We start from the raw sequence: 20,166 nt of genomic DNA, 5'->3' as shown, positions 1-20,166 counted from the left end.
ACAAACAAGCGGGGCGCGGCTCTACAGACTGCCGCAATTAAACTTCTCGCCAACACGCGAAACCGGAAACTTCGCCGCCTCCGGCCGCTCCAACCCCCGACTTGCGACTTGCGACTTGCGACTTGCGACTTGCGACTTGCGACTTGCGACTTGCGACTTGCGACTTGCGACTTGCGACGTCCTACTTCCCACGCGCCATTCGCCCCCGTACACTCTCGCCTATGAACCCATCCGAAACTCCCGTTGATTCCGTTGCCGTCATCTTGCGTGGAGATGCTTTGCACCGCAGAGCGCGCCGCTGGTCCCTGATTGCCGTCACGGCCCTGCTCCTGACCCTGCCCGCGATTATTTTCTTCCCGCGTCTGTGGAGCTGGGTCATCACCCTCGGCTCGGGCGCCTTCCTGCTGGCGGGTGCCGCATGGGGGCTGCTGATGGCTGTCGGGCCGGTCACCGCACTGGTGTGTGCACTGGTCGCCTTGTTTCTGCGCGTGGAAGCCGGCTTTGCACCACGCTCGCGCCACCGCAGGTTTGGCGATGCTCTGGCGATCACCGGCGGCCTGCTGGTGAGCTTTGCGCCCGCACTGGCCGCGCTGTATCCACCGATCAAGGCGCTGCTGACGGGCTACATCGCTTTTCGCGGACAGGGCCAGCAATACTCACTGCTCAGCGACCCCTATGGTTTCTGGCAGGCCGTGGCTTACTGGTTGATGGGCGCGGCGACCCTGGCCCTGCTCGCGGGCTTTTACTGGAAGGCCAAGTGGCGCAGCCGGGTTGGCGCCGATCACGCATGAGTGACACACCGTCAGCTGACCTTCCCTCTGAAATCGGGAGGGGCGCTTCGAGCCCAGCTATCACTTCGGCCATTACGAAGCACGCCACGCCGATCCTGATCGCCCAGCTCGCCTCAATGAGCACCGCCATTGTCGATACCGTCATCACCGCGCGCGTCAGCACCGTGGATCTGGCCGCCGTGGGTATCGGCGCCGGGCTTTACATGTCGGTGATGCTGGCCGGTGCCGGTGTGGTGCAAGGCCTGACGCCGATTGCCGCACATCACGTCGGTGCCAGGCGTTTCGATCAATTGCCCGCCACGCTACAACAAGGCCTGTGGCTGTGCCTGCTGCTGGCTGTCGGCGGCAGCCTGATTCTGGCCATGCCGGACTGGCTACTGAACATGAATCATGTCAGCCCGGCGGTGGCGGAACGCACCCGCGCCTATCTGGCCGTGCTGGCGCTGGCGCTGCCCGGCACGCTGGTGTATCGCGCCTGTGGCGGCATGCTCAACGCGCTGGGTCGCCCGCGCATGCTGATGTTCTTCGGCCTGGCGAATGCAGGGAGTCATGTCCTGCTGGCGCCGATGCTTGCCTTCGGCTGGTTCGGCTTGCCAGCGCTGGGTGCGGTCGGCTGCGCGGCGTCGGTTGCTTTCAACACCACGTTGCTGGCCGTCGTGGGGCTGATCTATCTGATACGCTCGCCGGTCAGCCGTGAGTTACAGCTCTTGCGTCAGTGGCAAGGGCCGCGCTGGCCGCTGATTGCCGAGCATTTGAAGCTGGGCCTGCCGATCGGCCTGTCCACTTTCGTCGAAATGAGCAGCTTCGCGCTGATCGGCCTGCTGGTCGCCGGCCTCGGTGCAGAAGCCGTGGGCGCCAACCGCCTGCTCGGCAACTTCGCCGGCACCTGCTACATGCTGCCGCTGTCGATTTCGATTGCCACCCTGGCGCTGGTCGGCCAGGCCGCTGGCGCGCAGGACTGGGCGCGCGTACGTCGTACTGCCGCTGCCGGCATGGCGCTGGGCTGTACGATTTCCGTACTGGTCGGGATCACGCTATGGCTGCTGCAAAGGCCGCTGATCGAAGCCAGCGTGCCCGACCCGGCGGTGCGCGCCGCAGCCTTCGGACTGGTCGGTTTGATTGCCCTTTACCAGTTGGTGGACGCCGCCCAGACCATCGCCGCACAAGCCCTGCGTGGGCTGAAAATCACCACCCTGCCGATGCTCGTTCACATTTTCAGCTTCTGGGGAGTCGGACTGGCAGGCGGCTGGTGGCTGTGCTATCACGGACTGCAGGCGCTGAACATCGCGCCCCAGGGCCTGGCCGGATTCTGGCAAGCGGGCGTCGCCTCCTCGAGCGTGGCCGCACTCCTCTTCGCAGGCCTCCTATGGGCGGCCCTGCGCAAGCACCCATCTTCAAGAACCAATAGGGACGCGGCATGACAGACCTGCCCGATGTAGACCGAGTCGCGGAGCGGCTCTCCACAGCCCGCCGGGTGCTGTTCATCACCGGCGCCGGCATTTCGGCGGACTCCGGCCTGCCGACTTATCGCGGCTTTGGCGGGCTGTACAACGAAGATCAGCACACTGACGACGGCTTGCCGATTGAAGTTGCGCTGTCCGGTGAAATCATGGCGGCTCAGCCCGAGATCACCTGGAAACATCTGGCCCGGATCGAAGCAACCTGCCGTGGCGCCAAACCAAACGCCGCGCACCGCATCATCGCCGCCCTGCAGGATCGCGTACCAACCACGGTCCTGACGCAAAACATTGATGGCTTTCACCGCGAAGCGGGCAGCGCAGATCTGATCGAGATTCACGGCGACTTGTTCGAGCTGTTTTGCCCGCACTGCGGGCATCAGGTGAGCGTTAGCGACTACAGCGAACTTCACGAACTTCCGCCACCCTGCCCGCACTGTCTGGGGCAGCTGCGTCCCGCCGTAGTCCTCTTCGGCGAAGCCCTGCCCCGGCCTGCCGTCAAGCGTCTGGAACAGGTACTGGATGAGGGCTACGATCTGGTGTTCTCGATCGGCACCACCAGCGTCTTCCCCTACATCGCCCAGCCTTTCATCGCTGCGCGACAGTTTGGCGCCCTTGCCGTGGAGATCAACCCGACCCCCACCGAAGTCAGCCGCTTTGCCGATGTCACCTGGCGCTGCGGTGCGGCAGCGGCGCTGGAGCAACTGTGGGGAAAATTAAGCAATGAGTGCTGAGGACTGAGTGCTGAGTGGGCATGCTTGAAGAGCCGCGCCCATTAAGGATCTTCAGGCCGGTGTGCGCCGCGGTAAGGCGGGACGCGGCTCTTCGGGCACCGTCTGATCAGCAATAAAAAAGCCGGACGGCTTGGCCGTCCGGCTTTTTTTGCCTGCTCGTCCGCTTACTTCAGCGTTGTCATCGCAACGTGATCCATATCCGGGAAGGTCTGGTTCTCACCGCACATGCCCCAGATGAAGGTGTAAGCCTGCGTGCCCACGCCAGAGTGGATCGACCAGCTCGGGCTGATCACCGCCTGCTCGTTACGCATCACGACGTGACGCGTTTCGGTCGGCTCGCCACACATGTGGAAGACCAGGCCGTCGGCGGGCATGTTGAAGTAGAAATACACTTCCATCCGACGCTCGTGCGTATGGCAAGGCATGGTGTTCCACGTGCTGCCTTCGTCCAGTTTGGTCAGGCCCATGACCAGCTGACAGCTATCGACCACGCCAGGCACGATGTACTTGTTGATGGTGCGCTTGTTCGAAGTCCTGGCATCGCCCATGACTTGCGGGCTGGCCATCTCCCGGGTGATCTTCTTGCTCGGGTAGGCCGCGTGCGCCGGAGCGCTGTTGTAGTAAAACTTGGCCGGGTTGGCAGCGTCAGCACTCTTAAACAGCAGCTCTTTGGAACCCTTGCCCACGTACAGCGCCTCTTCGCTGCCGATGTCGTAAGACACGCCATCGACCACGATCACGCCGGCACCACCGATGTTGATCACGCCCAGCTCGCGACGCTCGAGGAAATAAGCCGTGCCGTAAGTCTTGCCCAGATCCGGCATGGAGATCTCGGCGGCCACCGGCATGATGCCGCCAAAAACGATACGGTCAACGTGGCTGTAAGTCATGGTCATCTGGTCGGCCACGAAAATCTGCTCGACCACGAACTCATTGCGCAGGCCTGCGGTATCAAGAGTCTTGGTGTAGGCGGCGTTTACGGCCTGGCGGATATCAATCTGCATGCTTGGCTCCATCGGTTTGAGGAAGCTGCGCAAACAGGCCGCTTCCGGTTAAAGGGGGGGTGGTTTGGAAAATAGAAAGACAATTGTACTCGGCCCAAATTGCTTCCTGAAGTCGGACAAACCCGGCCAAGCGCTGCATGTTAAGGATGATCGCAAACTCAAGTCTTGATCCAGCTCGACGTTTTGGCATGACTGACTCGATCAGCGCAGCAAATCTGCCACATTCCCATGTGAACAGCATGAATGGCCGACGATCCGAGGTTATCATGCGCCGACAAAGATACGAGACGCCTGCAGCCGTTCAAACGCGGCAGGACGCAAACAAGCCGGGAGATGATGAATGGCAAGCGAGTACCGGGTAATTTTTGCAGGCGCGGTGCTGGAAGGCTTTGCGCTTGAGGCGGTCAAACAAACCGCTGGTGGGCGCCTGAAGGCATCTCCGCAGCAAGTCGATCGCCTGTTTTCAGGCCGCAATGCCGTGCTGAAAAAAGGCCTGAGCCGCGAAATGGGCGAACGTTATATCGCCGAATTGCGCCGTATCGGCATGATGGTGGAGCTGGATATTCAGCAACCAGAGGCTCCCGCACTGGCCAGCCCGGCAATCGCAGCGCCAGTGGCGCCGCCAGCCCAAGCCCTTGCGGTTACAAGATACCCGGCAGCAATTGCCTCCAACGATCTTGAAAAAACCCAGATCGCCAATCCGGATGCACTTGCCCGCTACCTGCGGGACGAGGTTGATCCCTCCAACGCACCGACCCTGATCGTGCCACGCACCCAGGTCGCCGCGATGACCCGGCAAGCGGCCACGGAACAAGACCCAAGCAGCATGCCGACCTTCGTCGTTCCCCGCTCGCAACTGGACGAAACACGCCGCCAAATCGAACAGACCCTGTCCGACCAAGCAGATCCCTCCAACGCCCCCACCCTGATCGTGCCGCGCAGCAATGCAGCAAAAGGCGGCGTGACGGCTACGGTCATTGTGGGACAGGACGCCGATCACCTGCGCACCGGCCCGTCAGGCGTCACCAAAAAACACGATCCGGAACGCACCCTGATCGCCAACGAAGGCGCATTGGAGGCCTATCTGGCTGCCAACCCTGGCTCCAGCCCACTAGGCAACATGACAAGCACCGATCTCAGCGCTGGCAGCACCTTGGGCGGGCATGAGGCGCCGCCACCGCCAGCACCTGAGTCCCCCAAAAGTACTCCGCCCGGCAGTATCCGCGCCAGACGCACAGGCTCGCTTGCGAACGTGATGGAACTGGATGCTCCCGCACCCACGGCGGCTGTCGCTGTGCCGGCAGAGATTGCATCAGCGCCGCTCCGGCCTTTTCAGGCACAGTCGCCTCACAGCAGCGCGGGTGACGCCACAGAATGGGTGTCTTTGCGCGACGATAGCGATAGCGACCGTACAAATTCAAACAGAAACACCTTGACGGGACTCTCACCAAAGCTGCAGCTGGTGCTGCTTGCCCTTGGCTCAGCCTGCCTGCTGGCCTTGATCATGTGGCTGACGCAGCAGTTGCCTTGAGCAACATTTGATGTGCTTGCGTCGTCGGCGGGCCTACGTATAATTCCGGCCTGTCTCTTAAAAGGAATTCCGCAATGTTCGTATTCAACAAAGATTGCCCGCTCGAAGATCTGGGCAATGGTGTCAGTCGCCGCATCCTGGCCCATGCTGGCAAAATCATGCAGGTCGAAGTCCATTTCGCCGACAACGCCATCGGTTACATGCACAACCATCCGCATGAACAGCTGACCAATGTGCTGTCGGGCGAATTCGAATTCACCATTGGCGATACCGTCAAGATCGTCAAAGCCGGTGATACGCTTTATAAAGAGCCGCACATCATGCACGGCTGCAAGTGCCTGAAAGCAGGCATCTTGCTCGACACCTTCACCCCGATTCGCGAAGATTTCCTGACCAAGTAAATCTTGCGCTGCAGCAATAAAAAACCGGCTCGCGAGCCGGTTTTTTATTATTCAGTTTCGCTTGCTGGCGCAAGCGCTTCAACAAAACCAAATCGTCTGAAATCCTGAACCCGCATGGGGTAGAGCGTGCCATCCAGATGATCGCATTCGTGCTGCACCACGCGCGCATGAAAGCCCTCGGCCTCACGCTCGATGCGCCGCCCGAACTGATCGAAGCCGCTATACCGCAGCTTCACATGCCGCGGCACCACGCCGCGCAAGCCAGGCACTGACAGGCAGCCTTCCCAGCCCTCCTCCATCTCCTCTCCGATGAATTCCAGTTCGGGATTGATCAACACGGTTTGTGGCACGGATGGCGCATCCGGATAGCGCTCACAGGCGTCCACCTCGAAAACCACCAGACGCAGCCCGACGCCAATCTGCGGCGCGGCCAATCCAACGCCGCCTTCATGCTCCATCGTCTCCAGCATGTCCGCGATCAGCGCGTGCAGTTCCGGGGTATCAAACTCGGCGAGTTCTGTGGCGCGCTCCAGCAGGCGCGGATCACCCATGCGCAATACCGGACGAATCATGGGCAGGCGCCACAAAAGTGTTGCAAAAGATTGTGTACACGCCCCATTGCCAGCTTGAGAGTGGCTTCAATTTCTTCCATCTGAATGCCGTGCTCACTGCTGCCGCGCCCGGCTGCGTGATTGGATACCACCAGAATCGCGGCGTAAGGGATGCCAAGTTCGCGCGCCAGCACTGCTTCAGGCATGCCGGTCATGCCGACAACGTGGGCACCATCACGGTCCAGACGATTGACCTCAGCCGTTGATTCAAGGCGCGGCCCCTGTGTGGCGGCATAGGTACCACCGTCGACCACGCCTTCGCCCGCGCGGGCCGCTGCGGAAAGGATGCGCTGGCGCAAACGGGAATCATAGGGCTCGGTGAAATCAACGTGTACGACCGGCGTGTCGCCACCATCGAAAAAGGTGGCGTTGCGTCCCCATGTGTAGTCAATGATCTGGTCGGGCACAAGAATCACCCCCGGGCCGAGATCCGGAGCGATGCCACCGACCGACGCCACCGAGACAATCGCTTCGGCGCCGGCATGCTTCAAGGCCCATATATTGGCGCGGTAATTGACGGCATGTGGCGGAATGGTGTGACCGTAGCCATGACGGGCGATGAACACCGTCTGCTGATCACACAAGTGACCGAACTGCAAAGCGCCGGAGGGCTCGCCGTAAGGTGTGCGCATGACTTCGCGCCGTGAAATGTCAAGGTTGGAAAGCTGGCTCAAGCCGCTGCCACCGATGATTGCGATCATGTCAGGAATGCCGGAATAAGGATGTGCGGGCGATGTTAGCACGTCCGCCAGCACGCTTCTCTTGGCACTTACCCACGAGTATGCCCAGTTGGCGTGCTACAATTGAGGGCTTTTCTATCAAGCAGTTACATAGTCCGGTTTAAACCGGCCTTGACTCCTCGACCCATTCTCTTCCCCCTGCAAGCCAAGACACCATGAGCCGCGCCATTCGCAACATCGCCATTATCGCCCACGTCGATCATGGTAAGACCACGCTGGTCGACCAACTTCTTCGCCAATCTGGCACCTTCGCCGCCCACCAGGCAGTGACCGAGCGCGTGATGGACAGCAACGATCTTGAAAAAGAACGCGGCATCACGATTCTGGCCAAGAACTGCGCCATTCAGTATGGCGAAACCCACATCAATATCGTCGACACCCCTGGACACGCCGACTTCGGCGGTGAAGTCGAGCGCGTACTGTCGATGGTCGATGGTGTATTGCTGCTGGTCGATGCCGTCGAAGGCCCGATGCCGCAAACGCGTTTCGTGACGCGCAAGGCGCTGGCCCTGGGCCTCAAGCCCATCGTCGTCGTCAACAAGATTGACCGTCCCGGCGCACGCCCGGACTGGGTCATCAACCAGACCTTCGATTTGTTTGACAAGCTCGGCGCATCCGAAGAGCAACTCGATTTCCCGGTTGTTTATGCCTCCGCGCTGAACGGCTACGCCATGCTGGATGCAGACAAACCCGGCACCGACATGGTCGCGATTTTTGAAGCCATCCTCAAGCACGTACCGCAGCCCGAAGTGAATGCTGACGGCCCGCTGCAAGTGCAGATCTGCTCGCTGGATTATTCGACCTATATCGGCCAGCTGGGTATCGGCCGCATCAAGCGTGGCAGCATCAAGACAAATCAGGAAGTCGCGGTCATGATGGGCGACAAGCAAATTGGCAAATCCAAAGTTGGTCAGGTACTGACCTTCAAGGGTCTGGAGCGCGTTCAGACGGATTACGCTGAAGCCGGCGACATCATTCTGGTCAGCGGCATTGATCAAGTTGGTATCGGTGTGACGATCTGCGCGCCTGAAAAACTCGAAGGCATGACACCTATCGCCGTGGATGAGCCGACGCTGACCATGAACTTCCAGGTCAACTCCTCGCCACTCGCCGGCCGTGAAGGCAAGTTCGTCACCAGCCGCCAGATCCGCGAGCGTCTGCATAAAGAATTGCTGAAGAATGTCGCGCTGCGCGTTGTCGATACCGAAGATTCCGACGTGTTCGAAGTCTCCGGCCGTGGCGAGTTGCACCTGACGATTCTGCTGGAAACCATGCGCCGCGAAGGCTTTGAGCTGGCCGTGGGCCGCCCGCGCGTCGTGTTCCGTGAAATTAACGGTGTGAAGTGCGAGCCATATGAAATGCTCACCGTCGACGTGGAAGAAGACAACCAGGGCGGCGTGATGGAAGAACTCGGCCGTCGCCGTGGCGAACTGCAGGATATGCAGCCGGACGGCAAGGGTCGTGTGCGTCTGGAATACCGCATTCCGGCACGTGGCCTGATCGGCTTCCAGGGCGAATTCCTGACCCTGACACGCGGCACCGGCCTGGCCAGTCACGTGTTTGACGAATACGCCCCGATGGCAGCGACCATGTCAGAGCGTCGCAATGGCGTGCTGATCAGCCAGGACGATGGCGTTGCCGTGGCTTACGCGATCTGGAAACTGCAGGATCGCGGCAAGATGTTCGTGTCGCACAACGACCCGGTGTACGAAGGCATCATCATCGGTATTCACTCGCGCGAAAACGACTTGGTGGTCAATCCGATCAAGGGCAAGCAGCTCACCAACGTGCGCTCGTCCGGCACCGATGAAGCTGTGCGTCTGGTTCCGCCGATCCTGCTCACGTTGGAATCGGCCATCGAATTCATTGCCGACGACGAACTGGTCGAAATCACTCCGAAATCGATCCGTCTGCGCAAGCGTTTCCTCAAGGAACACGAGCGCAAGCGCGCCTTCAGTGCTGCGAAGGCCTGATCTGAAGAGCCACTCTGCGGAGTGGCTTTTTTTCGCACCTGTGACCCTGAAAACCACAGCAGGACGCACCGAATACCGCGAAAATTCAGGCGGGCACAAGGTTTTGTCGCCTTGACAGCCTTCACCTCAAAAACGGTTTTCAGGTTGGCCTGCTGCCTGCAATAAAAAAACATCTCCTTCCCTTTTGAACATGAGGCCGTAAAATGTGGGCTCAGTCCAATCCGGACCCCGGAGCATACTTAATGAAGCATATTCTGCTGATCAGCTTGTCCGCGCTGCTTATCGGCTGCGCACCCCTGCTAAGTGCCCAGCAGACAGCGGCACCAGACGACACGACTAGCACGTCGCGCTTTGATGCGCTGACCATCAGCACGGCCCTGTCCAGCACAAGCCCCGCCAGCGCCCCGCCAGCCCGCATGGAAATCTCTGGCTCGAATATCTCCGGTTCAAACAACTCCAGCTCAAACGTCTCCGGCTTCGCCACAGAACTGCAGCGCGCACGCGCCAACGTCCAGACTATGGACCTCACCAGCCAAAGTGCTGACATCTGGACACGCATGCGCCGCGGCTTCGGCATGCCGAATCTGGAAAATCCCATCGTCGACAAACACCTCGCCGCCTTCACTGCGCACCCGCAAGCCGTGACCAACATCCTTGAACGCGGCCGCAAGTACATGTATCACATCGTTGTCGAGCTGGAAAAACGCGGCATGCCGACCGAGATGGCGCTTCTGCCACTGGTGGAGAGTGCTTACAACCCGATGGCCTTCTCCTCTGCCAAGGCGGCAGGCCTGTGGCAGTTCATTCCATCGACAGGCAAAGACTTCCAGTTACAACAAAACTGGTGGGTGGATGAGCGCCGCGACGTGCTGGCCTCGACCACCGCAGCGCTAACCTATCTGCAGGCCGTGTATGAATTGCAAGGCGACTGGCACCTGGCGCTGGCTTCCTATAACTGGGGCGAGAACGCCGTTCTGCGTGCGGTCAACTCGAACCGCAATGCCGGCAAGCCGACCGATTTCAACAGCCTCAGGATGCCTGCCGAGACGGCTCAGTACGTACCCAAACTGCAAGCCATCAAGATGATCGTGGCGCACCCGGAGCGCTACGGCATCAAATTGCCGAATATCCCCAACGAGCCTTATTTTGTTACGGTCGAGCGCACGCAAGGCATGGACGTCGCCGTTGCAGCGCGCTTCGCAGAAATGCCCACATCGGAATTTCAAGCCCTTAACCCGGCCTTCAATCGTCCGGTCATCCCGGGCAGCCACTCTGCCGATCTGGTGCTGCCGGTTGAAAACGCGAACAAATTCCGCGAGAACCTCGCTGCCCACGCGGGTCAGTCCCTCATCAGCTGGAAGACTTACACCGTGCCGCGTACAGCTCGGGTCGAGGAAGTCGCCCAGCGCCTGCGCCTGAGCAGCGATGTTCTACGCTCGGCGAACGGCCTGGCACCACGGGCACGGCTGGCTGCGGGCTATACCTTGCTCATTCCGCAGACCACCGACACCGAACTGGCCACAACCAAGCCCGGCAAGATTGCTTCCGTCCGGCAGAGCCCGCCGCGCGCACTGAGCAAGGCCATGAAACGCCCGGTCGCCGCCCGCAAATCCGGGCCTCGCAGCTGATCCGCTGATTTGACTTCTGCGTCAGCACCCCGCTTTGATCGCCCCTTCGCCGTTTTTGAAGACAATCTCGGCGATCCGGCACAGCTAAACCTGCTGCAGAATCTGCTGTGCTGCATTTCCGCACACACCCCAGCCGAGCTACCTGGCGCACTGGCAGCCATCGAGGCCGCCCGCAACAGCGGCCACTGGATTGCCTTTGCAGGGAACTATGAGCTGGGAGCCGCTCTGGAAGCGGCTCTTCACGACACACTACCTGAAGACAGCCACGCAGAGCTACTCTTGAAGGCATGGGTGTTTGCACAGTGCAGCCGGATCAGCGGCGACGCGATTGCCACATTCTGGCAAAGTGCGCTGGCCCGCCTCAGCCCGCAGGAAAAGGAAGCTGGCATCCTCAGCCTGCAGCCTGACTGGGACGAAGCCCGCCACGCCACAGCCGTCGAACGCATCCTGGCCTGGATTTACGCAGGCGATTGTTACCAGACCAATCTCACCTTCCCGCTCTACGGCCAGGCCTTCGGGCACCCAATCGCCCTCTTTGCCCGCCTGCGCGAAACCCAGCCGGTCGCACACGGCGCCCTGATCTTCGACGGGCAGGACTGGATTCTGTCACGCTCGCCCGAACTCTTCGTCGCTCACCGGGGCGCAGAACTCATTTGCCGCCCGATGAAGGGCACCGCCCAACGCAGTCAGGATCCAGGCATCGACGCCGCCAATGCCGCCGCACTGCAAGCCTCGACCAAGGATCGCGCCGAAAACCTGATGATCGTGGACCTGATCCGCAATGATCTGGGCCGCCTCGCGCCGCCGGGCGGCGTGCGCGTCGAGCAGCTGTTCGAGCTGGAGGTCTTCCAAACCGTTTTCCAGCTCACATCAACGGTGCGTGCAGCCCCGGTAGACGCAAAATTCGAGACCGTTTTGAGGGCGCTGTTTCCCTGCGGTTCAATTACCGGCGCCCCGAAGATTCGCGCCATGCAGATCATTCACGCGCTTGAAGACGGCCCGCGCGGCCTCTACTGTGGCGCCCTCGGCTGGCTCGCCCCTGATGGTGATTTCAGCCTGAATGTGCCAATCCGCACCCTGCTGCTGCGCGCCGACGGGTACTTCCGGCTGGATGTCGGCAGCGGCATCGTAGCCGATTCCCAAGCCGCGGCAGAATATCGCGAGTGCCTGGCCAAAGCCGATTTCGTGCGCAAACTGGGCACGGATCTCGAGCTGATCGAAACCCTGAAATGGACGCCCCAGACGAGCTATCCCGACCTCGACTGGCATCTGGCGCGTCTGGCACGCTCGGCGCAGGAACTGGGCTTCGTTTTTGACCATGCCTCGCAGAGCCGCATGCTGCTTGAGTTTGCAGCCACCCTTCCTGCACACGCCCAACGGGTGCGCCTCTCCATGGCACGTGACGGCAAAACCAGTCTGCTTGCGGCTGCGCTGGAAGCCCCCGCGATGGATCAGAAAACAGCCTGGGCTCCGTTTGCGCTGAACTCGAACGATCCGCGTCTGCGCCACAAAAGTACGGCACGTGTCTTTTACGAAACAGCCCTCAAAGCTGCGATGGAAGCCGGCCTGTTCGACGTGATTTTCTGCAATGAACGCGGCGAACTTTGCGAAGGCGCGCGCAGCAACCTGTTCCTGGAATTGGATGACGGCCCCTTGCGCACGCCGGAACTGCTCTGCGGATTGCTGCCCGGCGTGCTGCGTGCGCAACTGCTGGCCGAGGGACGCGCCGTCGAGGCCGTCTTGAGCAAAGAAGACTTGTTGAAAGCCCGCCGCATCTGGCTGGGCAATGCCTTGCGTGGGCTGGTGGAGGTGAAGCTGCTGCCTGCGGCAGAGGACTGAGCGCGCCTGCCTGCAGCAGAGGACTGAGCAATGAGGACTGGGTGCTGAGTGGGCGTGCTTGCAGAGCCTTGCCCGTATTGGGTCTTCGGGCAGGTATGTTGCAGAGGGAGTACAGGAGCGGATCTTCGGGAGCGGCAATTCGCGGCTAAAGCCGCTCCTTATACAAAATCAGGGATTGCTCACCAGCAGGCTCGCCTTATTGGCACGCAACCAGTGTTCGAATTGATCGGCAGCCATCGGCCGGCCGAAATGAAAGCCCTGCATCAACACGCAGCCCATATCCACCAGGGCTTGCGCCTGTTCTGCGGTTTCCACGCCTTCCGCAATGACGCAGCTGCTGCGCTTCTTGGCCAGATCCACAATCGATGCCGCCAGCGCACGCGCGTCGGCCGACTCGACGATCTCTTCGATATAGCCCGGATCAATCTTCACCATGTCCGTGCACAAGCCCATCAACTGACGCAAGGACGAGTGCCCCGTACCGAAATCGTCCAGTGTCAGACGAATCCCCAATTCGCGCAGAGCCATCAGGCGCGACGCCAGCAAGACCGGTTCTTCCAGCCCGATGGATTCGGTCAGATCAAAACTGATCAGCGCTGGTGGCACATCGCAGAACTCGATGATCTGGCGCACCTTGATGACAAAATCATCGGCACGTAACTGCACCGGAGACACATTCACGGCCATCCCCAGCTGGCGATAGCCTTGGCGATGCCAGGCGGACAATCGATCCAGCGCTTGCTCCAGCACCCACAAACCCAGCTCATTGATCATGCCGGTACGTTCGGCCAGGGGAATAAAACGTTGCGGCGGCACCATCTCGCCAAAATCATTGCGCCAGCGCAGCAGCGCCTCCACGCCGACGACCTCACCGCTGGACGCGTTCATCAGCGGCTGATAATGCAGGGTCAAACCGCGCTTGAAGTCGATCGCGGCGCGCAGGCTGTGCAGCATGCTGACGCGGGTCTGCACATCCTCAGACATCATCACGGAAAACTCGCAGAACGCGCTGCCACTGGACTGACGTGCCTGACTCAAGGCCAGATTGGCATTGCGCAACAGTTCCACGGCATTGCCTTTGCACTGACTGACCCGCACCAGCCCGACGCGCATCTGCACGGACAAGGCATGGCCGTGCACAAAAAATGACTGCTCGAAAGCCTTGCGGATCACGCCAGGATCAATCGAGTTTTCAGGGCCGTAAAGCCCGAAAGTATCACCGGCAATCCGTGAAAGGCTCACCGCCGCGCCCATGGCCCCGCGCAGGCGTTTCGCCACAGCCACCAGCAGCGAATCCCCGCAGCGATGCCCCAAAGCGTCATTGACCTCGGAAAAGCGCACGATGTCCGCAATCGCCAGGCAGCGGGATCCTCCCTGACGCGTATACAAATCCTGATCCACATCCGACAGGAAGCGCGTGCGATTAGGCAGATGTGTCAGGGGATCGAAGAAGGCAAAGAAATCCAGACGCTCAATCAAATCAACATTTTCAAAGCCCACCGCCAGGCTCGCAGCAAACATCTCGACCAGTCGTTGCTCGACTCCCTGCAAGGACTGCCCCAGATCCACCACCACCACCGCATCCCGTGAGCCGCTGCCCAACCACATCGCAAAGCGCGTGGATTCAAAGACACAGGTACGGGCCGCGGAACAACGCCGGATGGCGCGCAACAGCTCGACGTCCAGCGCCTTGTCGGCCATGCAGCCCTGCATTACGGCGTAGCGGCCTGTGCCGAATTCGATATACAGACCATGGTCGCGCTGTGCGTCGCCAGCGCCTTGCTCCAGGCAAACCACGCCATCTACTGGCCGGCTGAACAGCTCTGCCATGTGCTGCAGCAGTACGCGTGAAAACTCCTGCGTTGAGCGCAAGCGGAAAATTTCATTGGAGGCTCGTGCCACAGTCTCCATGCCACGATTGGCCGCACGGATCAGTTCGAGCTGTTCATAGGCGCGCACGGCCGCTGTCAGGGTCGTAATCAAACGCGTCTGGCTGAGTTCGGATTTGGTACGGTAATCGTTGATGTCGTACCGCTGGATCACCTCCAGCTCGGGCGCATAGCCGGGCTGGCCGGTGCGCAGCACGATGCGCATCGAGTGCAGACCCAGATCCTTGCGGATCGTCTCCACCAGACGCAAGCCTGCATCCGGAGTTTCCATCACGACATCCAGCATGCCGACCGCGATGTCACGCTCGACTTTCAGCAGCTCAATCGCTTCGAGGGCGCTGCTCGCGTGCAGCAATTCCAGCGGACGGCCATCAACCTCAATGCCGCGCAAGGCATAGGTCGTCGCACGATGAACTTCTTCATCATCGTCGGTGACCAGCACACGCCATGGTCGCTGCAATAACTCATCGGCAGCAGCCGACTGCTCTGCGGGCTGATCTTCGGCAAACCGATAGGACTCTTCTGCCGGCATGGCAGACTCTCCAGATTGCTGATCAACAACGAGGCTCATCACCCCCTCCTTTTGTCACGAGCCTCGTGTCCCCGGGGCTTGTTGCATCATTTGCTGCATTGCTTGCCCCTACGCAAGCCATCTCTGGAATTAACGGCACGCGCGCCCGAAACTTTCGGGCGCGCTGCAAAAAATCAAACTCACGGCAAACACTTTCTCTGATCGACAAAGAAAGCGCCATTGGCCCAAAGGACATTTGCCCGACAGTCGCTACTTCAGCGAGAACTCCACACGGGCTTGTGCGGGCCCGCCGTCTTGCGCCTCGGAGGCATTTGCGCTGCCCAGCAGGAAGACCCGTTCGGGTGCAACACCACCCTGATCAAGCAGACGCGCTCGCACGGCTTGTGCCCGCTGGCTGGCAAGGCTCTGCAAATCCGCCGCGGTGACGGCCATGCTCGCGAGCAAAATCTTCTCCATCTCTTCGACCGGCAGGCTCTTGAGCAGACCCACGGCATTGCGTGGGCGCGCCTCAATTTTCTCGGCCTCGTAGACAGTTTTGAGCAGCACCGGATATTCCGTCGTCTCGACGCGCAAGACATCCACCTGCCCCACGGTTTCGCCACGCTTGACCATCTGCTCGGCCTTGAGCGTACGCAGCTTGCCATCCAGTCGACTTCGCTTGAGGCCGCTCACGTCCGCAGCCGGATCGGCACGCCCGGCAATCTCCAGTTTCAGTGCCGGACGATCTTGCAAGGCCTTGGTCAGCGTGCGCAGTTTCTCTTCCCCTGCAGACGCAATCACGGCCGAACCCGGCGCGAAATCCAGCCAGGCCAGCTCTTCGCCATCGCCACCCAGCAAGGAGCCGATCAAGGCGAAAGGTGCGCTGGCGGCCTTGCCGATCAAGTTAACAATTACCTTGAGGATGACACCACCCACCGAGAATTGCGGATCGTCCAGCGAGCCGGAAATCGGCAGATTGACATCGATCACGCCATGCCGATCCTTGAGTAGCGACACGGCAAAGAGCACCGGCAGCGTGGTCGCTTCGGGGCTGTCAACACGCTTGCCAAAGGTCAGTTGATCCAGCGTGACGCGATTCTCGGCGCTCAGCTTGCGATCCCGAATCTTGTACTGCAAGGCCATCGATAGCTTGCCTTTTTCGACCCCGTAGCCGACGAATTTGCTTGTATAGGTTGATACCCCGGTCAGATCCACGTCCCGCACCTGAGCGCGGATATCAAGAAAGCCATCCTGCCGGAAGGGGTTGAGTTCGCCAACGATGCTGACGGGGGCTGCACCATCCAGACTGGCTGCCAGATCCAGCGCAGCGACCGAAGTCTGGTCCGACGACAAAGCCGACAGGCTGCCGTTCAGGGCCAGCAGATTGGCTTCATAGTTGGGTTTGACGAAGCGATCAAGGTAATTGACGTGTGCATTGACCAGCACGATCTTGTCGATCTTCACCTGCGGCAAGGCTGCACCGGGCTTCGCCGCAAGCGGTGCGGACAGCGCAGCCAGTGGCTCAGAGGCCGCCGCGGCTGGCGGCCCGCCCGCCGCCTCACTCGCAGCCAGTTCACGCACATTGAGCCGCCCTTGCGCGTCCAGAATCAGGCGGCTGTAGAAATTCTCAACACGGATTTCACGTGTCGCGAAACTCTGCGGCTGGGTTTGCAGCTTGATATCGTCAAACGAGAAACTTTTCCAGCGCATGAAGTCGCTGTCATTGATCCGATCCAGCGCATTGAAGTCATCCACCGCCAGCAAGCCGGTGTAGCGCAGATCCGGCTTGTCGGCATTGGCCAGATCAAAAACCAGATTGCCGCGCGCCGACAGATTGCCACGCGTGATCAGAATGCGATAAACGTCCTCGACATACGGCTGCACGGCCAACAAATCGACTGCCCGCAGATCAAGGCGCAGCGCGCCTTTCAGAGGTGCCGTCCCGAGACGCCCGCCAATAGCCACTCTTCCGGCCTTATTTACACGCGCCGTCAATTCAGTCTGCGCCTGAGCGCCGGGCTGATTGTTCCAGTCCTTCACACGTAAACCAATCTCGGCCACATCCAGCGCCACCGGCGTGCTGCCCGAGTTGTCTGCGAAATGCAGGCTGCCGCCGCTCAGCACCGCTTCTCCCAACTTCAGCCGCCAGGGTGCATCGGCCTTGATCGGTGGCGCGACGACCTTGGCAGCAGTCGCCACCGTTTCCAGCTTGTCGAGCAACACCACCTGGGCTTTCTCGTTGGCCCTCGACTTCGCCTGCAACAGACTGACCAGATTCAGAGCCCCGTCCTTGTCTCGCGCCAGATTGACGCGCAAACCCTTGTTTGAATAGTTGCCCAGATTGACTTCACGCGTGGCCAGATTCACGCTGGCGCCTTCCGCGTGCGAATCCAGTACACTGATCAGTGGCGTTTTGGCCTTCAATTCACCCAGCGAGAAATCTTTAACATCCAGAACCAGCTTGTCCAGACCTACAGCATTCCCCTCCTTACCCGGTTCTACCGCGAAATCACCCTGGACCGCAGCCACCCCGCGTAGCTGCGCGCGATCAAAGGCCGCGACGTAATACGGCCGCAAAGCCTCAATATCCACGCCACTGAGCGCAAAGTGCCCGCCATAGCGCGCGTCCTTGATGCCAAGCCGCGCACTCAGCGCCAAGGCTACGCCCCCATCGCCCTGCGCCTTCAGCTGTAGAGCTGCGGGCTGGCTACCGGCCAGATCGAACTTGTCGAGTTGAATCTCCAGAGGGCTCAACTTAAAACTGTATCCACCGGGCACCGCTTCATCGTGCCAACGCACGACACCCTTGCTGACGACCAGTTTACTGATGGAGATTAGCGGCGGTTTGCTCGTACTGACGGCAAGCTTGGTAGCCGCTGCTTTCTCGGGTTTGGCAGGAGCAGCGTTAGCTAGTGCCAACAGATTCAGCTCGCCATTTTTGGCGCGCGACAGGTCTAACTTCGGCGCGTCAATGTGCACAGTACTCAGCCGGACAACCGCCGGGTTGCTCAGCGGCTCGATGCGCTCGATTTCCACGCCCAGTGCATCCACTGCAAACAGCGCCGCACCCTGCCCATCCTTCAACAGCACTTCGCTCAGTCCCAGTTTTCCGCTCAACACCAGCGACGCCGGAGTCTTCTCGGAAGCCTCGGACCACACCAGACGCAGATCAGAAGCCAGCTTGGCGCGTTCGATTTTGATCGGCAGTTTGCCCGGCACATACATCAGATACTGAGTCACATCGAAAGACTCAAATACCAGATCCAGACTCGCCTCGCGATGATCCGCAAAAGGCTTCAGCTGCCCCAGCAGACTGAAATCACTGCCATTGATGTTCGCCTCCAGCTTGGGCTGCACAAAGGTTTCGACCTTGGTGGGCAAACTCGACAGGAAGGGCACGCCGATATTGATCTGCTCGATCTTATGCACACGCCCGGCCGGGCGGTCATCGAACTCGATCCGCCCATCGGCCAGTTCGATGTTGTTCAACGAGAAACGCGCAGGCTCGCTGGGTGTTGCATCCTTCGGCGCAGCCGCGAAACGATCCAGAATGTCGCTGAAATTGAAGCGTGCCTCATCCAGTCGCGTCACATGCAACACCGGCTGCTCGATGCGCAAGCCATCCAGCACCGCCCCAAGATGCCAGATCGACGCCATCGACAGATTCGCACGCAGCAGTCCCAGGCTCAGGAACTCGCCCTTGCCATCAGCCTCCGCAATGCGCAGGCCCTCGACGCGCGCGCTTAGCGTCAGTGGATTGAAACTTACCCCCTGCACCGTCACCACGCGCCCCAAAGCCTTGCTGCCCTGACTCTCCACCGCCCAGCGCAAGAGCGGCGGCACAGCGAAAAAGCTCGTCACGGTCAGCAACAACAAACCGCCCAGCAAGGACTTCACACCAACACGCACACGACGCTGCTGCCACAAAACACGCCAATCCGGCAACTTCGGGACATTCATGGGGACGACTCTCTTCATCTGTTTTTTATGTCTTTCGATGCTAGCAGCAAAAAACGTTCACTCCGCCTTTTCGTGACATTTCGAGGAGTACTGATTCACGTAAAGCCCCGGAACGCTGCGCGCAGCATCAACACGCACGGCCGACAGTTCATGCGCTTGAATACGTCGACGACACCTCGCACAGCCTCATCCAGCGGACATCTTCAGGCAGGCATTCTGAAGAGGCTTACCAGTCAAGGCTTGGCGAGCAGCTAACCTGACAGCCAATACTGGCAAGGGTCTTCAGGCAGGTTGTGAGTGGCAAAGGCATCGCTCGCTCGCCCGACGCGCTGATCAGGCGCACGGCCAGCAGCGAATGCACGGCAAGACTCAGCTCACCAGTTTGGCGATGCTGCGTTGCAGGCGCGCCTTGCTCTCGGACAGATGCATGCGCAGTGCGGCGCGGGCGGCCTCGGGATCCTGACGCTCAATGGCATAACAGATCTGTTCGTGCTCACGTTGCACGCGCGCCAAATAATCCGGCATCGGCACGTTGTCGAGATGTGCCGACTGCAGGCGCGCACGCGGAATCAGCAGTTCGCCGACGTAATTGAAGAGGTTCAGGAAATGCGCGTTGCCGGCCGCCTCAGCCATGCAGCGGTGAAATTTCATGTCGGCCTGCACGGCGTCTTCGCCGCGTGAAATGGCCTCGTTCATATCGGCCAGGGCTGCCTTCATCGCCGCCAGCTGCTCGGGGCTGCGGCGCTGCGCGGCGAGTACGGCGGCTTCGGATTCGAGCGCGATGCGCAGCTCCAGCACCGCAACCATTTCCTGTACGGCCGACAGGCCGGCCGTGTCGATCTGGAAGCCGTCGGATTTGTCCTGTTGCATCACAAAGGCACCAATCCCCTGGCGGGTCGTGACGCGGCCGTTGGCGCGCAGGTTGGCAATCGTCTCGCGCACCACGGTGCGGCTGACGCCAAACTCCGCAATCATGTCCTGTTCGCTGGGCAGGCGGGCGCCCACGGCGTACTGACCGGAGCTGATACGCTCCGCCAGGGTGCGGGTCAGCTGCCCAGTCAGGGTTTCCTTGCGTCGCATTTTCTGCATGAACTGCT

14 protein-coding genes are annotated in these 20,166 nt (G+C 60.4%); 8 read left to right on the top strand and 6 right to left on the bottom strand.

Annotated elements, in window-relative coordinates:
* Positions 1–221: 221 nt before the first annotated feature.
* Genes ABXR19_RS06335 through ABXR19_RS06325 form a run of 3 tightly spaced genes read left to right on the top strand, consistent with a single transcriptional unit; the run spans position 222 to position 2,982 of the window.
* The gene (locus tag ABXR19_RS06335) at positions 222–791 is read left to right on the top strand and encodes a hypothetical protein (protein ID WP_354600262.1); all 570 of its coding nucleotides are present in this window, start codon (positions 222–224) and stop codon (positions 789–791) included.
* The gene (locus ABXR19_RS06330) at positions 788–2,212 is read left to right on the top strand and encodes an MATE family efflux transporter (RefSeq protein ID WP_354600261.1); all 1,425 of its coding nucleotides are present in this window, start codon (positions 788–790) and stop codon (positions 2,210–2,212) included. The genes ABXR19_RS06335 and ABXR19_RS06330 overlap by 4 nt, the downstream gene beginning before the upstream one ends.
* A complete protein-coding gene (locus ABXR19_RS06325) occupies positions 2,209–2,982 on the top strand; it encodes an NAD-dependent deacylase (RefSeq protein WP_354600260.1) in 774 nt (257 codons plus the stop codon). Before ABXR19_RS06330 ends, ABXR19_RS06325 begins: the two co-directional genes overlap by 4 nt.
* Positions 2,983–3,146: 164 nt before the next feature.
* Here the strand turns inward: ABXR19_RS06325 and kduI are convergent, their stop codons facing one another.
* A complete protein-coding gene (gene kduI / locus ABXR19_RS06320; RefSeq protein WP_354600259.1) occupies positions 3,147–3,986 on the bottom strand; it encodes a 5-dehydro-4-deoxy-D-glucuronate isomerase in 840 nt (279 codons plus the stop codon).
* A gap of 340 nt (positions 3,987–4,326) precedes the next feature.
* On the opposite strand from kduI, the gene ABXR19_RS06315 reads away from it, so the two are divergent.
* On the top strand, positions 4,327–5,517 hold the full coding sequence (locus ABXR19_RS06315; RefSeq protein WP_354600258.1) for a hypothetical protein: 1,191 nt from the start codon (positions 4,327–4,329) through the stop codon (positions 5,515–5,517).
* 74 nt (positions 5,518–5,591) lie between these two features.
* Entirely contained in the window at positions 5,592–5,918 is a 327-nt protein-coding gene (locus ABXR19_RS06310) for a cupin domain-containing protein (protein ID WP_354600257.1), read from the top strand.
* Between the two features lie 47 nt (positions 5,919–5,965).
* Here ABXR19_RS06310 and def read toward each other — a convergent pair whose 3' ends face one another.
* Together def and ABXR19_RS06300 are read right to left on the bottom strand one after the other, a co-directional pair.
* A complete protein-coding gene (def, locus tag ABXR19_RS06305; protein WP_354600256.1) occupies positions 5,966–6,490 on the bottom strand; it encodes a peptide deformylase in 525 nt (174 codons plus the stop codon).
* Complete coding sequence (locus tag ABXR19_RS06300) at positions 6,487–7,230, bottom strand: S-methyl-5'-thioinosine phosphorylase (RefSeq protein WP_354600255.1); 744 nt, start codon at positions 7,228–7,230, stop codon at positions 6,487–6,489. Before ABXR19_RS06300 ends, def begins: the two co-directional genes overlap by 4 nt.
* A 194-nt stretch (positions 7,231–7,424) precedes the next feature.
* Here ABXR19_RS06300 and typA point away from each other — a divergent pair, with 194 nt between their 5' ends.
* From typA to pabB, 3 genes are all read left to right on the top strand, one after another.
* On the top strand, positions 7,425–9,242 hold the full coding sequence (gene typA, locus ABXR19_RS06295; protein WP_354600254.1) for a translational GTPase TypA: 1,818 nt from the start codon (positions 7,425–7,427) through the stop codon (positions 9,240–9,242).
* 242 nt (positions 9,243–9,484) lie between these two features.
* Entirely contained in the window at positions 9,485–10,870 is a 1,386-nt protein-coding gene (locus ABXR19_RS06290) for a transglycosylase SLT domain-containing protein (RefSeq protein WP_354600253.1), read from the top strand.
* A 9-nt stretch (positions 10,871–10,879) separates the two neighbouring features.
* Complete coding sequence (gene pabB, locus ABXR19_RS06285; RefSeq protein ID WP_354600252.1) at positions 10,880–12,709, top strand: aminodeoxychorismate synthase component I; 1,830 nt, start codon at positions 10,880–10,882, stop codon at positions 12,707–12,709.
* A 168-nt stretch (positions 12,710–12,877) separates the two neighbouring features.
* Here pabB and ABXR19_RS06280 read toward each other — a convergent pair whose 3' ends face one another.
* From ABXR19_RS06280 to ABXR19_RS06270, 3 genes are all read right to left on the bottom strand, one after another.
* Positions 12,878–15,169: an EAL domain-containing protein gene (locus tag ABXR19_RS06280; protein WP_354600251.1), complete on the bottom strand. Its 2,292-nt coding sequence runs from the start codon at positions 15,167–15,169 to the stop codon at positions 12,878–12,880.
* A 210-nt stretch (positions 15,170–15,379) separates the two neighbouring features.
* Complete coding sequence (locus tag ABXR19_RS06275; protein ID WP_354600250.1) at positions 15,380–19,069, bottom strand: DUF748 domain-containing protein; 3,690 nt, start codon at positions 19,067–19,069, stop codon at positions 15,380–15,382.
* A 369-nt stretch (positions 19,070–19,438) separates the two neighbouring features.
* Entirely contained in the window at positions 19,439–20,158 is a 720-nt protein-coding gene (locus ABXR19_RS06270; RefSeq protein WP_354600249.1) for a FadR/GntR family transcriptional regulator, read from the bottom strand.
* Positions 20,159–20,166: the final 8 nt, after the last annotated feature.

Source organism: Uliginosibacterium flavum, assembly GCF_040566545.1.
GTDB classification, from domain to species: domain Bacteria; phylum Pseudomonadota; class Gammaproteobacteria; order Burkholderiales; family Rhodocyclaceae; genus Uliginosibacterium; species Uliginosibacterium flavum.
This window is presented reverse-complemented; position numbering and strand designations above follow the sequence as displayed.